Annotated in this window: 12 protein-coding genes and 1 tRNA gene; 8 read left to right on the top strand and 5 right to left on the bottom strand. The window is 72.4% G+C overall.

The genetic code is table 11. The annotated features are described in order from the left end of the window. The first annotated feature begins 333 nt into the window (after positions 1 to 333). The 4 genes from ABGB10_RS18500 to ABGB10_RS18515 all read left to right on the top strand — a co-directional run bounded on the left by ABGB10_RS18500 (position 334) and on the right by ABGB10_RS18515 (position 2,037). Positions 334 to 407: transfer RNA gene (locus tag ABGB10_RS18500), tRNA-Thr, on the top strand. Positions 408 to 470: 63 nt separating this feature from the next. Continuing rightward, positions 471 to 872, top strand: a complete 402-nt coding sequence (locus ABGB10_RS18505; protein ID WP_347662081.1) for an AraC family transcriptional regulator — start codon at positions 471 to 473, stop codon at positions 870 to 872. Between the two features lie 35 nt (positions 873 to 907). Continuing rightward, the gene (locus ABGB10_RS18510) at positions 908 to 1,327 is read left to right on the top strand and encodes a VOC family protein (protein WP_347662082.1); all 420 of its coding nucleotides are present in this window, start codon (positions 908 to 910) and stop codon (positions 1,325 to 1,327) included. A gap of 65 nt (positions 1,328 to 1,392) precedes the next feature. Next, complete coding sequence (locus tag ABGB10_RS18515) at positions 1,393 to 2,037, top strand: histidine phosphatase family protein (RefSeq protein ID WP_347662083.1); 645 nt, start codon at positions 1,393 to 1,395, stop codon at positions 2,035 to 2,037. On the opposite strand, the gene ABGB10_RS18520 is transcribed toward ABGB10_RS18515, so the two are convergent. Continuing rightward, positions 2,025 to 2,570, bottom strand: coding sequence for a hypothetical protein (locus ABGB10_RS18520; RefSeq protein ID WP_347662084.1), 546 nt, complete (start codon positions 2,568 to 2,570; stop codon positions 2,025 to 2,027). The genes ABGB10_RS18515 and ABGB10_RS18520 overlap by 13 nt on opposite strands. 123 nt (positions 2,571 to 2,693) lie before the next feature. On the opposite strand from ABGB10_RS18520, the gene ABGB10_RS18525 reads away from it, so the two are divergent. Continuing rightward, complete coding sequence (locus ABGB10_RS18525) at positions 2,694 to 3,461, top strand: enoyl-CoA hydratase/isomerase family protein (RefSeq protein ID WP_347662085.1); 768 nt, start codon at positions 2,694 to 2,696, stop codon at positions 3,459 to 3,461. Positions 3,462 to 3,567: 106 nt separating this feature from the next. After that, positions 3,568 to 5,187: a protein kinase gene (locus tag ABGB10_RS18530; RefSeq protein WP_347662086.1), complete on the top strand. Its 1,620-nt coding sequence runs from the start codon at positions 3,568 to 3,570 to the stop codon at positions 5,185 to 5,187. Positions 5,188 to 5,257: 70 nt separating this feature from the next. On the opposite strand, the gene ABGB10_RS18535 is transcribed toward ABGB10_RS18530, so the two are convergent. The 4 genes from ABGB10_RS18535 to ABGB10_RS18550 all read right to left on the bottom strand — a co-directional run bounded on the left by ABGB10_RS18535 (position 5,258) and on the right by ABGB10_RS18550 (position 9,252). Then, entirely contained in the window at positions 5,258 to 5,701 is a 444-nt protein-coding gene (locus ABGB10_RS18535; RefSeq protein ID WP_347662087.1) for an HNH endonuclease, read from the bottom strand. A gap of 212 nt (positions 5,702 to 5,913) precedes the next feature. Continuing rightward, on the bottom strand, positions 5,914 to 7,122 hold the full coding sequence (locus tag ABGB10_RS18540) for a hypothetical protein (RefSeq protein WP_347662088.1): 1,209 nt from the start codon (positions 7,120 to 7,122) through the stop codon (positions 5,914 to 5,916). A 66-nt stretch (positions 7,123 to 7,188) separates the two neighbouring features. Continuing rightward, positions 7,189 to 8,742, bottom strand: coding sequence for an FAD-dependent oxidoreductase (locus ABGB10_RS18545; protein WP_347662089.1), 1,554 nt, complete (start codon positions 8,740 to 8,742; stop codon positions 7,189 to 7,191). A gap of 27 nt (positions 8,743 to 8,769) precedes the next feature. After that, on the bottom strand, positions 8,770 to 9,252 hold the full coding sequence (locus tag ABGB10_RS18550; protein ID WP_347662090.1) for an MSMEG_6728 family protein: 483 nt from the start codon (positions 9,250 to 9,252) through the stop codon (positions 8,770 to 8,772). 94 nt (positions 9,253 to 9,346) lie between these two features. Between ABGB10_RS18550 and ABGB10_RS18555 the strand changes: the two genes are divergently transcribed. Continuing rightward, entirely contained in the window at positions 9,347 to 11,317 is a 1,971-nt protein-coding gene (locus ABGB10_RS18555; RefSeq protein WP_347662091.1) for an NAD-binding protein, read from the top strand. A gap of 61 nt (positions 11,318 to 11,378) precedes the next feature. Further along, positions 11,379 to 14,228, top strand: a complete 2,850-nt coding sequence (locus ABGB10_RS18560) for a BTAD domain-containing putative transcriptional regulator (protein WP_347662092.1) — start codon at positions 11,379 to 11,381, stop codon at positions 14,226 to 14,228. Positions 14,229 to 14,234 lie beyond the last annotated feature (6 nt).

Below are 14,234 nucleotides of genomic sequence, written 5' to 3' on the forward strand. Positions count from 1 at the left end.
ACCGGCAGGAACGTGCCGGACGATCCGAGTGAAGGAGCGACCGGCACGTGTCCGCGCCGGCCAACGGGACGGCGGCTCGGTCGCGAGGGCGCCGGGTCGTCGTCCGTGTGATGAACCGTAAACGTGTTTCCCCTTGCTGCCAAGGTGAGGGAACATCGAACCCGGCACGCCGCCTACGCATTCCGGTCACTCCGGCACGGTCGGACATCAATCGACACATCGCCGAACTGCGTGGAGGCGTACCGGCGTCGGGTTGCTGACGTTTCCCGTGCTCGGGAGGCCTCGCGAGCGGGATATCCGGATGTCACTCGCTATGCTGACCTCGACGCACGCGCCCCTGTAGCTCAGCTGGCCAGAGCACTCGCCTTGTAAGCGAGATGTCGCCGGTTCGATCCCGGCCGGGGGCTCTAATTGAATCCCCCGATCCCGTATCGGTGGGCGTAACGGTCGACCGGGCGAGACGGAGGCCGATGAGCCGCGCGGTGGAGCAGTCGAACCGGGCGATGCTGCGTGCCCGGGACGCGATGGACCGGGCGTACGCCGAGCCTCTGGACATCCCCGCGTTGGCCCGGGTCGCGCACGTGTCCGAGGCGCACTTCATCCGTACCTTCCGGGCCACGTTCGGTGAGACCCCGCACCGCTACCTGCAACGTCGCCGGATCGAGCGGGCCATGACGTTCCTGGTGGAGACCGACCGCGACGTGACCGACATCTGCTACGCCGTCGGCTTTGGCAGCCTGGGCACGTTCAGCCGGACGTTCCGTCAGATCGTCGGCGAGTCGCCCTCGGACTTCCGGCGTCGTCGCGTCGCTACGGTCAACGTCCCGTCGTGCTTCACCAAAGCCTGGACCCGACCGAGTAGTTTTGGATAAGCGCAGGTCAGACAGGGACGACTAGCGTCATGGGCATGACGATGAACGCGATCAGCCGCTCCCAGATCTACGTCCTCGACCAGGACGAGGCGCTCGATTTCTACGTGAACAAGCTCGGCATGGAGGTCAACACCGATCAGGATCTCGGCTTCATGCGGTGGCTGACGGTCAACCTGCCGGGCGACCCGGAGCGGGAGATCCTGCTGGAGAAGCCGGGCCCGCCGGCGCTGGACCCGGTCACCGCCGAGCAGGTCCGCGAGCTGCTCACCAAGGGCGCCCTGGGCGGGTACCTCTTCATGACCACCGACGACGCCCGCAAGACGCACGAGGATCTCGTGGCGAAGGGCGTCGAGATCACCGACGAGCCGACCGAGCGCCCGTACGGGATCGACTTCGGCATCCGGGACCCGTTCGGTAACAAGATCCGCGTCGGCCAGATGTTCCCGCGGGCATAGAGGAGTAGGAGGACCGGGAGGCGCGGGGTCGCAACCGTGCCTCCCGGTGTGTTGAGGTGGGCGGCATGGTGACCCGAGTGCTGTACCTGGCCCGTCACGCCGAGCAGGACCTGAGCGAGCTGAGCGGTGCCGCCACGGAGGAGCCCGACTCCGGCCTGTCCGAGCGCGGCCGGCGGCAGGCCACCCTGCTCGGAGAACGGCTGCGGGGCCGGCGGTTCACCGCCGTCCATCACGGGCCGCTGCGCCGGGCCGCGCAGACCGCCGAGCTGATCGCCAAGTCGCTGCCCGAGGTTCCGGTGTACGAGACGGAGTTGGCGGGCGACCACCTCCCACACGACACGGACCCGACCGGCCTGCCGCCCGCGTACGCGAAATTTCTGGCGCAGTTCTCGGCGGCCCAGCGGGTCGACGGGCCGCAGGTGACGGCGGCGGCGGTGCGGCGGTTCGCCGGCCCGGCCACCGAGACGACAGCCGGTGACGAGCCGGTCCGCGAGCTGGTCGTGACGCACACTTTCCTGATCGGCTGGCTGGTGCGGCATGCCCTCGACGCGCCGGAGCGACGATGGCTGGGTGCGAACTCGCACAACGCGGGTCTGACCGTGATCCGGTACAGCCCTGCCGGCCCGCCGAACCTGCTCGCCGTCAACGACGTGGCCCATCTTCCGCCGGAGTTACGGGGCACCGGCCTGCCCCCGGACTATCTCGTGTAGGTGCCGGTGGCCCGCAGCAGCAGCTTGACCACCGCCTGGGTGGCCGGCGGCGGGCTAGCGTCGGCCGGGCAGTCGGCGTACCCGCTCTCGTTGCTGCCCACGACGAGCCGGTAGTGGAACACGTCTGAGCAACTGGTCGAGGTGGGTGGTGGCCCCGACTCGGCGGCCAGTCGGGGGTCGGTGGCCAGTCCGGTCAGGCTGCCCAGATCGGCAGGGGTGAGCCTGCCACTGCGCCGACTGCCGGCCCGGTCCACCATGGTCCACCGGCCGTCCGGTTCGACGGTGATGGCGTCACCACGTCCGGCGAAGCCGCCGGAGATTCGCAGCACCACCTGCTGTGCCGCGCCGGTGGCTCCGGGGCTGGAGGTGGGGGCGGTGGTCGGCAGCGGCGTGCCGGTGGCCGTGTCGGCCGGACGAGGAGCGGTGGTGACCGGGGGTTCGGTCGGGGCGGCCGCTCGGTCGACACTGGTGCAGGCGCTCAGGAGGGCGGCCAGGAGCACGAGCGTGACGGCCGTCGTCGGGGCGGGTCTCATGTCCGTCGGACGCAGGGCCCCAAGCGCCGGTTCCCTCGCGCGCGGTTATGGTCGCCGGGCTGGCGCGGGTCGTCGGGGACCAGGTTGGTGGCGTCGCACAGGGTGGCGCGGAAGGGGGCGGACGTGTCTGATGCGGAGTTGACCGTCGAGGTGGCCGGACCGGTCGCGACCGTGGTGATCCACAACCCGGCTCGGCGTAACGCGATGACCGCCGCCATGTGGCGTCAGCTCCCCGAACTGCTCGACAGGTTGGAGCCCGACCCCGACGTACGGGCGTTGGTGCTCACCGGCTCAGGCGACGCCTTCTGCGCGGGTGCCGACCTCGGCGACCTGGCCGAGCTGCTGGACGCCGGTGACGCCAGCATCGCGGTGGATGCCGAGGAACGGCTGGCACGTTTCGCCAAGCCGACCGTGGCGGCCATCCGGGGTGCCTGCGTCGGCGGTGGTGCCCAGCTCGCGGTCGCCTGCGACCTGCGGATCGCTGCGGACGACGCCCGTTTCGGCGTACCACCGGCCCGGCTCGGTCTGGTCTATCCGGCACCGACCACGCGCCGGCTGGCGAGGTTGGTCGGTCCGTCCGCCGCCAAGCATCTGCTGTTCACCGCCGAGCTGATCGACGCCGAACGCGCCCTGCGGATCGGCCTGGTAGACGAGGTGCTGCCACTCGACCGGCTCGCCGGACGGGTGGACGAGCTGACCGCGACGATCGCCCAACGGTCACCGGTGAGCGTCGCCGCCGCGAAGGAGATCGTCGACGATCGGGCCGGGCCGGCGCGGGTGGCCTGGTGGCATCGGAAGGTGGTGACCACGGGCGAGGCCAGGGAGGGTGTCGCGGCCATCACCGAGCGCCGTACGCCCCGCTTCGCCTGGCAACCACCGACCGGCGACTGACCGCAACCCGGATCTCGGCGGACGGTAGCCGCAGCTCGCTCGCAATCATCGCAGGATCTCGATCCCGGGTAGCCCGGCCCCGGGTCGGTACGGCAGGCTGTCGGTCGTGCAGCGTGATCAGTTGCTTGCGGGCCGCTACCGGCTCCTGGAGCGCCTCGGCAGTGGTGGCATGTCGGCGGTGCACCGGGCGTACGACGAAGTGCTCGAACGGGATGTCGCGGTGAAGGTGCTGGTCGCCTCGGACACCAACGCGCGGCAGCGGATCCAGGGTGAGGCCAAGGCGGCGGCCCGGCTGTCGCATCCGCACGTCACGAGCGTCTACGACTACGGCGAGTCGTCGGTCGACGGCGTCCAGGTTCCGTTCGTGGTGATGGAGCTGCTCGGCGGTCACACTCTCGAACAACGGTTGGTGGTCGGGCCGTTGCCGCCTCGCGCAGGTTTGCGGGTCTGCGCCGAGGTGGCCTCCGCGCTCGCCGACGCGCACGCGCGAGGGTTGGTGCACCGCGACATCAAGCCGGGCAACGTGATGCTCACGCCCACCGGCGCCAAGGTGCTCGACTTCGGCATCGCCGCAGCCGTCGGCGACTCGGAGATCGACTTCGAGGGGCGGTTGCTGGGCACCCCGGCGTACCTGGCCCCGGAGCGGCTGGAGGCCGGCGAGGTGCTGCCGGCCTGCGACGTGTACGCCCTCGGCCTGCTGCTGCACCGAGTGCTCACCGGCCGGCTGCCGTGGCCGGCCGAAGCGCAGACCGGGATGCTCCGCGCTCACACACACGTCGAACCGGACCCGCTGCCTCCGATCGATGGCGTGCCGCCCGAGGTCCACCGGCTCTATCGCTGGTGCCTGGCTCACGATCCCGCCGACCGGCCGCCGGCCGTCGAGGCCGCCCGCATCCTGCTCGCCGCCGCCTCCCTCTCCGCCATCCCGGGCGCCGACGCGGGCGGGCTGGCGGCCAACGGATCGGCTGACATGGGCGGGACGGCCGCGAGCCCAGCCGCCGACACGGGCGGGACGGCCGCCAACACCGTGTCGACCGTCACCGCGTCGACCGTCACCGCGGCGGTTGACGGCACCGGGCACGCGGGTGGCGCGCCGCCCGCCGAGCCGGCCGAGCCGACCGGCGACGCGACCGCACCAGGGACCGCCGAGCCGGCCGCCCGGCGGGGAGTGTGGCGTCGTAGGCGGGCCATGGTGGCGGTCAGCGGCGCGGTGCTCGCCGCACTGGCGATGGCCGGGTCGCTCGGCGACTCGAACAACCGCCGACAGGGGCCGCAAGGCCCGTCGACGGGTACCGGCCCGGGCACCACCACGGTGGGCATGCCGAGCAGCGAGGATCCGTTCGTCGCGGTCGACAGCGGACCGGCCGTCGTCCCACCGGCCAGGGGCACCGCCCCTGCGCCCCGGTCGAGCCCTTCGACCGGCCCGAGCCCGACCGCCGCCACCGCGACAGCGACCCCAACCCCGACCGGGCCGGCACCGACGTCCACCCCTGGCGGGGACACGTCCGTTGGCGCGCGCGGCGGGACGGTCGCCGTTCGTTGCGTCGGGAAATCGGTCGAGGTGCTCGCGGTGACGCCCGCCCCCGGCTTCCGGGCCGAGGCGTACGACCCGGGCCCGGCGAAGCAGATCCAGGTCGAGCTGGGTTCCTCGGAGCACCGCAGTGAGATCCGGCTGAACTGCCCCAACGGCAACCCCAGATCGAAGGTCAAGGAACGCGCCGCCTGATCGGGGGGCCGGCGGGTGCCGCGCCCGGGACGTACCCGGACACGGCCCCCCGTTCCCGCCGGCCTGCCCGTCACCGCCCGGCCAGCGCCCCCCAGCCCGGGTTCACCGGTTCCCGGCGCAGTGGCATGCCCGCCTCCGCCGGCGTCCGGTCGCCCTTGCGCTGGTTGCAGGCGTAGCAGGCGGCGGTGGTGTTCCGCCAGGTGTTCCGACCGCCGCGCGAGCGGGGCAGGATGTGGTCGATGGTGGAGGCCGCTCCGCCGCAGTACGCGCAGCACCTGTCGTCGCGGCGCAGCACACCGGAGCGGGACCAGGCCGGCCCGGAGTTGAACCTCCACCTGGTGACCACGAAGCGGACCAGCCGCACCACCCGGGGCATCGGGAAGACCCCGATCACCCGGTCCGGCTCGGCCTCGTGAATCTCGGCCACCCGACGGCAGAGCATCCGGACGGCGTGTTGAACGGTGACCCGGTGCAGCGGGCCGAGGTCGGCGTTGACGACGAGGACGGCGTCCACCGGGACTCCTTTCCAAACGGTGACCGGACGGCGAAGAGCCGCCCGGTCCGGCTGTCGGACGGGCGGCTCGGCGCGTACGGGTACGCGTCAGTCGGGCCGGCCCGCCCGGGGACCTTCCGCTCGGCAACCGTCGCTGGGCAGCAACAACGGCACGGTGGTGACGTGCGACATCGTCATGAGCTGCTCCTGCGGTGCTGGTTGACCTTGCGCGATCACGGTAGGCCGGGGCGGGACAGGCGGGCAACGGATTTCGATCGGTTGGCCTCGTCGGAGCGGCGTTGCCGGCGGGTGGCCGTGGTGCCGTTGGCCGCGATGTGGGCGGTGGTCAGTGGTCGGTTCAACCGCAGGGCCATCCGTGCGGTGAGTTCGCTGTCCAGCAGAGGGCGGTTGACCTCGCCCGCGACCGCCAGCGCCGGCCCGGAAACCGACCGCCAGATCGCGGCCAGTCCGGCGCCGAGGCCCACCAGGGCGACGGTCGTCCGGGTGGTCGGTGAGCCGGCGGCTGCGGCGGCACTCACCCCGACCACGACGAAGAGCACCAACAGCACGGGTGCGAGCACCGGCCAGAAGATGCCCCGTGCCGCCTGCGCCACCAGTCGCCGGTCCCGGATCATCAGGTTCCTGGCGATCACCGCGTAGTCCTCCTCGTCGAGCAGGTCGCGTGGGTGCAGGCCGCCGGTGAGCACGTCGCGCCAGAGGTCACCCTGGCCGCGTAGCGCCCGGCTCAGCTCGGCGGGTGCCGGCACGGCCGGGTCGCCGTGGCCCGCCCGGTCGACGGCGCTCGACCAGGCGGCGAGAGACCGACGCACCACCGCTGCCGAGTACGGCGGCAGGACGGTGGCCAGCTCGTCCAACCACCGGCTGATCTGGATCTGCCGACCGCCGAACTGCCTCAGCAACTGGGCGGCGTCGCCGGCCCGGACGGTGTCGGCCACCGACCGGCCCAGCCGGTAGGCCAGGCCGACCCGGTGGTTGGTGGCCATCGCCCAGCGCAGCACGTCCACGTTGAGGTCGTCGAGGGCGAGCAGCAGCGGCACCGGGTCGGCGGGATCGGGCCGTCCCACGTCCGGTAGGAGGGCCCGGGCGGCGGCGGTGTCGGGCACCGGCCCGTTGTGTCTGGTGAGTTCGGCGATCTGGGCCAGGGCGACGTCCACGCCGTCGAGGTACATCCGCATCCGTCGGTGGGGGGACATCTCGGTGAGGTTGGAGAGTTTGGCCGGCGGTACAGCCGGACGCGCCTCGGGGGGAGCGCCCAGCTCCGCGTGTTGCCCGTGGTGGTAGGCGTCGGCCATCCACCAACCCAGTCGCAGGGCGGTGACGATGCAGGAGCGTTCGTCGCGGATCAGCGGGTACGCGTCGTCGCGGCCGATCTCGTCGACCGGTGGGCCGGTGTCCCCGCCGGCGCGGTGCAGTGGTGACATCTGCCGCTGCCCTCCCGCCCGGCCGATCGACGGTTGATCAATCGAGCGTACGACAGCTTATGCGGCTTATGTCGGGTTTTGTCGATTCGGTCTGCTGCGCCCGGCCAGCAGCCCTCGCGGTCGGATCGAGCGCACCGGCTCGGCCGAGGCGCCCTCTGCCCGCAGGATGTGGTTCGCCGCGATGATCCCGGTCGCCGCGGACCGTTCCATCAACGCGGTCGGGAAGTCCGTGGCGATGCCGTCGCCAGCGAGGTAGACGTCGGGTGCGTCGGTGCGTACCCCGGGACGCCAGGCGTGGCTGCCCGGCGTGAACGCCGGCGCCTGCGCCTCGACCCTGGCCCTCAGCTCGCGGACCCGCAGGTCACCGGCCTCCGGCCAGAGCGCGACCAGCTCGCGGCGCATCCGCTCGGCCAACTCGTCGGCAGACACGTCGGGCTCGCAGGCGTACGCGTGCAACTCGATGACCGACCCGCCGGTCTGCCGCGCCCAGCGCCGAGGCTCGTTCTCCAGCCGGTGGTAGAGCGTCACCGAGTCCAGAGTGGGCTGCCGGGACACTCCGCTGAACACCGCCCGCTCGGCGGCCACGTCCCCGTCACACCAGTACCGCGCCACCGCGTACGGCGGGCCGGGCCGGCCGAACGCAGGCATGCGCGCCGCCAGCTCCGGTGCCCGCTCGACCAGATCGGGAGAGGCCGCGACGAGTGCGGCGAGCGCCGGTGGGTCGACGGCGAGCACGACGTGCCCGGCCGGGTGGCTGCCGCCGTCGGTGGTCGTCACCCGCCAGCCGTCGGCGCCGCGGTGCACTCCGGTCGCGGCGGAACTGGTCAACACCCGGCCACCGTGCTTCTCGACGTGCCGGGTCAGCGGCTCCCAGATCGCCGTGGCGTAGTCCTCGTCGGGGCAGTCGAAGGCCAGCCCCTCCGGGTTGCCGAGCAGGTAGAAGTGGAACTGGGCGACCATCTCGGCGGCCGACATCTCGGCCTCGTGGTTGAAGAACGAGTGTGAGAAGACCTCGAACAGCATCGCCCGCGCCCGGTCCGGCAGTCGCAGCGAGGCCAGCAGCGCGTCGGCCGTGGTGCCGTCCAACTCGGCGTAGGTGCGTACCGGATCGTAGGTGAGCAGCGGCAACGCGGCGTCGCGATCCATCAGTCGCAGGTCGGCCAGGCGCAGGCTGGGGCTGCGCAGCAGCAACGCGAGCAGGTTCGTCGGCGGCGCCGGTGGCAGCTTGCCGAACTCCTCCGTCGGCCACTGCTCACTGAGGATCGGGTAGCCCGGAATGGACTTGAGGAAGCCCAGGTCAGGGTCGACCCGGCGGAGAATCGACCGCCAGTTGTAGTACTGCCGGAAGAACGCGTGGAAGCCGTGCTCGTTCTGCTGGTTGCCGTCGGGTAGCGCCTCCGGCCAGGCTCCCAGTCGACCGCCGAGCGTCGGTGCGGCCTCCAACACCGTGACCGCCACACCCCGTTCGGCCAGCACCACCGCCGTCGACATGCCGGCGATGCCGCCGCCGACCACCACCGCCGTGGTGGGTCGCGGCACGCGGTCCGCGCCACCGCCGCCCGGGTCCACCACGTGCTGGCGTACGCCGATGAGCCGACCCACCACTTGCGACAACGCCATGGCGCACCTCCGTCGGCCCAGTCTCCCCTACGGGAGGCAGCGGCGCTCGCGGTCAGAGGCAGGCCAGACGTACTCCAGGTCCTCCGGGACGTCGTCGCCGAAGAGCGGGCGGTAGTGCGACGGGTCCTTGCGTAGCAACGACGAGCGGTGGCTCAGGTGCAGGTCGTCGCGGCCCAACCACGGTGGCAGCTCACCGGCCCGTTCCAGCTCCTCCTGGGTCCGTACGACCCCGCCCCCGCAGGCGGCGGCGAGGTCGACGGTCATCGTGGTGGCGCAGGTGTCCGCCCGCCCCGGTTCGGTCCACACCGCGCACATGTCCAGCCCGTAGCGGGTGAGCGCCTCCTCGTACCCGGCCCACATCTTCACGGCCGGGTGGTTGCGCCAGCCGTAATCGGGTCGGGTGAGTCCGCGTAGCACCTGGATGGCCTCCACCCGCTGCTTGCCCAGCCGCTTCTGGTCCAGCGTGCGGGCGCTGGCCAGGAAGTCCGGGTACGGGAGGAACGTCTGCATGTCGCTGCTCTACCCGTCGCCGGGGCGGGCATGCCTGGTCGGGGATGATCCGGACAGGGTCGCCCAGCATGGCCGCGCTGATTACGATCCGGGCATGGCAGAGCCGTGGCGGGACCGGGCGCGACGGGCGGTCGAGTGGAACTGGCGACTGCGTTCCGCCGGCGATCCGCGACCGCACTACGTGGTCTGCGGAAAGGACGCGCTCGCCTACTACGTGGCCCGGGCGATGCTCGAATCCGAACTGCCGACGGGTGGGGCCCGGGTGACGGTCGTGGTGCCGGAGCGTTACCGGAGCAACGGCCCGGACGTGGCGGCACTACGAGGAGTCCGGGTGGTCCGGTCGGATCGGCTGGACGTGGACACCTTCGAGGCCGCCGGTCTGGCCGGGGCGGCCGGGTTGGCCCTGCTGAACCAGGACGACGTCGGCAACCTGCACGCCGCGCTCTGCGCGCAGGCCGTCGACCAGCGGGTCCGCCAGGTGGTGCGGATGTTCAACGGCACCCTCGCCGACGGCGTGCGCAAACTGCTGAAGGCGCCGGTCGAGGTGCTCTCCGACGCCGAGATGGCCGCGCCGGCCTTCGTGGCCGCCGCGCTCAACGAGGTCGACCCCAGCTCCTTCCAACATCGGGACAAGACGCTGCGGGTGGCGCGGCGGGCCGACGTCCGACCGCAGGACGTGGTCTGCGCGTTGGCCCACCTCACCGAGGCACAGGGAGTGGAGTTGCTGCCGGCCGAGCAGGCCGGCGCGGACCTGGTGCTCGCCGAGGCGACCGGGCAGCCGCCAGGCACCGAGGTCGCCGCCCGCCGGTTGGTCCGGGCCCGCCGGCGACGCCGTCCGGTCGCGGTGCTGCTGGGCGCGGTACGCGGGTTCGCGACCCGCAAGATCGGCATCGCGGTGATGCTGGTACTCGCGCTGATCGTGGTGCTGGGGGCGCTGATCTCCCGCGCCGAGAACGTCTCTCCGTTGGAAGCGCTGTACCTGACGCTGGTCACCACGCTCAGCGGCGCCGACCCGGACACCGGCAAACCGGCGGACGCGCAGATCATGCAGGTGGTGCTCAACCTGGCCGGGTTGGCGCTGATCCCGCTGATCACCGCGGTGGTGGTGGACGGCATCGTCAACGCCCGGCTGGCGCTGCACACCGGCCGGTTGCAGCCGGCGCGGGCCGGGCACGTCGTGGTGATCGGCCTGGGCAACGTCGGCACCCGGGTGATGGCGCAGCTCCGCGAGTACGACGTCGAGGTGGTGGCGATCGACAAGGATCCGGAGCCGCGCGGCGCGGCCCTGGCCCGTCAACTGGAGGTGCCGCTGATCGTCGGCGACGCCGCACTGCCGGAAACGCTCGTCGCCGCGTCGGTGGCGGACTGCCAGGCGCTGGTGGTGGCATCCACCGACGATGTTGCCAACCTGGAGGCGGCGCTCACCGCTCGCGATCTGCGTAACGACCTGCGGGTGGTGCTGCGGTTCTTCGACGGCGACTTCGCCGAGCGGGTGGAGGAGACCTTCGCCCTCGGGGTGTCCCGATCGGTCTCCTACCTGGCCGCCCCGGCCTTCATCGGGGCGCTCACCGAACGCGCGGTGATCACCACCATTCCGGTCGACCGGCACGCGCTGCCGGTGGCCGAGGTGCCGGTCGCCGCCGGATCCGAGCTGGACGGACGACCGCTGGACGTGGTCAACCGGGACGGGCAGGTCCGGCTGATCGCCCGGACTCCGGCCGGCGGTGGCAAGACGATCTGGTGGAAGGACCTCGATCCCCGGCAGGTGATCTTCGCGGGCGACCGGTTGACCGTGGTCGCCCGCCGGCGCGGGTTGGACTGGCTGACGCGGCAGTGCGCTCCGCCGGCCCACCCGGGCCCGGTCGTCCGGCCGGCCGGGTCGGTCCACGGCGGAGTGCACACCCCAGCGGCGGCGCTCCCGTCGGTGCCGAGCCAGGCGGGCTCGGGGGTCGGCGCGGCACATCCCGTCCCTGCCGCCGGGGAGGTGCCCTCGACAACCAACGGCGGTCAACCTGACGAACTCGAGCTGACCCGCCGGCATGACGGGACCGGCGAGGTGAGCTGACGGTCGACGGCTGGCGGATCGGTCCGCAGGAACCGACCGGCACTGAGCGACAATCCAAGGCATGCGTTTCCGCATCCTGGGGTCGACCCAGGTGCTGCTGGCCGACGGGCGCGAGATTCCCGTGGGCGGCCCCCGGCTGCGCGCGCTGCTGGCGCTCCTTGTGCTCGACGCGGGACGCGTCGTCTCCGCCGAGCGACTGATCGACGGCCTGTACGGGGAGCACCCGCCGCGAGGTGCGGCCAACGCGCTCCAGTCCCAGGTGTCGCGCCTGCGTCAGGCTCTGCCCGCCGAGTGGAACCCGGTCGAGTTCCATCCGGTCGGCTACCGCCTCGCCGTGGATCCCGAGGATGTCGACGCGTACCGGTTCGAGCGACTTGCCGAGGCCGGGCGGCGCGCACTCGCCGGCGGTGACTGGCCCCGAGCGGCGGCCGTTCTGCGGGAGGCGCTGGAGCTGTGGCGTGGCCCTGCCCTGGCGGATGTGACGGGCGCACCCGCCCGGGCGGCCCGGCTGGACGAACTACGGCTGGCCGCGATCGAAGATCGGGTCGATGCGGAGCTGGCGCTGGGTGCGCCCGCCGCGCTGGTCGCGGAGTTACGGGAGTTCGTCGCCGCGCATCCGTTGCGGGAGCGGTCGCGGGGCCAGCTCATGCGTGCCCTGTCCGCACTGGGCAGGCCGGCGGAGGCGCTGGCCGAGTTCGAGGACGCTCGGCGCACGTTGGCGGACCAACTCGGGGTCGATGCGTCGGCGGAGCTGGCCGCGATTCACCTGGCCGTGCTCCGCGGCGAGGACCGCCCGGCGGCCGAACCTGGCCTGCCGAGTCAGCTCACCACGTTCGTCGGGCGGGACGAGGAGCTCAGGCGTGTCGGTGACCTGCTCGGCGAACGGCGGCTGGTCACCCTCACCGGTCCCGGGGGAGCGGGCAAGACCCGGTTGGCGATCGAGGCTGCGGGCCGAGTCGACGGGGAGGTCCGCTTCGTCGAGCTGGCCGGGTTGGCCGACGGTTCGGACGTACCGCAGGCGGTGCTGAGCGCGCTCGGCCTGCGCGACGCGGGCCTGCGCGCCCCGGTCGAGCCGGGCCGGCAACCCACCGACCGGCTGGTCGAGGCGCTCGCCGAGCGCCGGCTGCTGTTGGTGCTCGACAACTGCGAGCACGTCATCGCCGACGCCGCACGGCTGGCCGCCCGGTTGCTGGGCGCGTGCCCGGCGCTGCGTGTCCTGGCCACGAGTCGCGAGCCGCTCGGGCTGGCCGGTGAGGCGCTGTGCCCGCTGTCCGGGCTCACCCTGCCACCGCTGGGAGCGTCCGCGCCGGACGTCGACGACTACGCCGCCGTCCGTCTCTTCGCCCAGCGGGCCGCCGACGTCGTACCCGACTTCAGCATCACGCCGGCCAACGTCGACACGGTGCTGCGGATCTGCCGCACCCTCGACGGCCTGCCGTTGGCGATCGAGTTGGCCGCCGCCCGGCTGCGCGCGCTGCCCGTCGCCGAGGTGGCCGCCCGCCTCGACGATCGGTTCCGGCTGCTGTCGATGGGCAGTCGGGCCGCGTCGCCGCGACACCGGACGCTCCGGGCCGTGGTCGAGTGGAGTTGGGACCTGCTCGGCGATGCCGAACGGAGAATGGCTCGACGCCTGACCGTCTTCGCCGGCGGCGCGGCGCTGGAAGCGGCCGAACAGGTCTGTGGCCTGCCCAGGGAGGAATTCGTCGACGCGCTGACCGGCCTGGTCGACAAGTCGTTCGTGGAGATGTCCGGCGGCCGGTACCGGATGCTGGAGACGGTCCGCGCCTTCTGCGCCGAGCGTATCGCCGACGCGGGCGAGGCCGACGACAGGCGTCGTGCGCACACCGCGTACTTCCTGGAGTTCGCCTGGACCGCCAGCGACCACCTCCGGCGCGCGGAGCAGTTGCACTGGTTGCGACGGCTCGACGCCGAGCGGGACAACCTCCATGCCGCTCTGCGCCGTGCCACCGCTGCCGGAGACGCGGCCGACGCGGCCGGGTTGGTCGCGGCCCTGTCGTTCTACTGGTGGCTGCGCGGCATGCGCGGGGAAGGGTCCCGGCTGGCCGCCGACGTCCTCGATGTGCTCGGTGCCGAAGCGCCTCCCGGGCTGCGCGAGGAGTTCGTGCTGTGCGTCTACAACGCCTCGCTCGGTGGATCCGGGCCGCTGGACTCGGTGAGAACGCAGCGTTCCGTCATCCGCAGTCTCGACCGACCGCCCCGGCAGCCCTTCCTGCTGTATCTGTCGGGAATCTCGGCCGGACCGCCGTCCGGCGGATCCGAGCACGTCGACGAGCTGATGCGGGAGCTGCGCCGGCTGGTCGGTTCGGACGTGTGGATCAACGCGCTGGGCGCGATGGGAAGCGGCTCGGCGCAGATGTGGAGCGGTCGGTGGGACGAGGCCGGGACGGCACTGGACGCCGCGCTTGACGGCTTCCGGCAGGCCGGGGACCGCTGGGGTTCCATGATCACGTTGGGCGTACTCGGCGAACTCGCGGCCTGGCGCGATGATCCGGAAGCGGCGGGCGCCCACATGGACCAGGCGATGAGGTTGGCCGAGGAACTCGAATCGGCTGTCGACCAGGCCGACATGCTGCGTACCCGAGGCGAGATCAGATTGCGGGCCGGTGACCTCGGCGCGGCGCACGACGACTTCGCCGCCGCCCTGCTCCTCGCGCAGCGCAGCGGCGCCCCGGAGTTCGTCTCCGGCGCCCGGCTCGGCCTCGCGCAGGTGGCACGGCTGCGCGGTGATCTGGTCGAGGCGAGGCGGTTCTGCGAAGCGGCGCTGACCGGCGGACTGACCGGCTGGTACGTCGGCGACGCCACCCGGGCGGAGATCATGTTCGTTCTCGAACAGATTGCCGAGGCGGAGAAGGCCGGACCCGGTGCGCCGCCGTCAGCGGACCGTGCGTGACTCGTC

Origin of the sequence: Micromonospora sp. B9E7, from assembly GCF_039871815.1 — a bacterium.
Taxonomy (GTDB): Bacteria; Actinomycetota; Actinomycetes; order Mycobacteriales; family Micromonosporaceae; genus Micromonospora.

Excerpts from the sequence above, each read along its gene's own strand:
- ABGB10_RS18520 (WP_347662084.1), bottom strand. The coding sequence starts at position 2,570 with ATGAGACCCGCCCCGACGACGGCCGTCACGCTCGTGCTCCTGGCCGCC.
- ABGB10_RS18540 (WP_347662088.1), bottom strand. The coding sequence starts at position 7,122 with ATGTCACCACTGCACCGCGCCGGCGGGGACACCGGCCCACCGGTCGAC.
- ABGB10_RS18515 (WP_347662083.1), top strand. The coding sequence starts at position 1,393 with ATGGTGACCCGAGTGCTGTACCTGGCCCGTCACGCCGAGCAGGACCTG.
- ABGB10_RS18510 (WP_347662082.1), top strand. The coding sequence starts at position 908 with ATGACGATGAACGCGATCAGCCGCTCCCAGATCTACGTCCTCGACCAG.
- ABGB10_RS18555 (WP_347662091.1), top strand. The coding sequence starts at position 9,347 with ATGGCAGAGCCGTGGCGGGACCGGGCGCGACGGGCGGTCGAGTGGAAC.
- ABGB10_RS18560 (WP_347662092.1), top strand. The coding sequence starts at position 11,379 with ATGCGTTTCCGCATCCTGGGGTCGACCCAGGTGCTGCTGGCCGACGGG.
- ABGB10_RS18505 (WP_347662081.1), top strand. The coding sequence starts at position 471 with ATGAGCCGCGCGGTGGAGCAGTCGAACCGGGCGATGCTGCGTGCCCGG.
- ABGB10_RS18550 (WP_347662090.1), bottom strand. The coding sequence starts at position 9,252 with ATGCAGACGTTCCTCCCGTACCCGGACTTCCTGGCCAGCGCCCGCACG.
- ABGB10_RS18545 (WP_347662089.1), bottom strand. The coding sequence starts at position 8,742 with ATGGCGTTGTCGCAAGTGGTGGGTCGGCTCATCGGCGTACGCCAGCAC.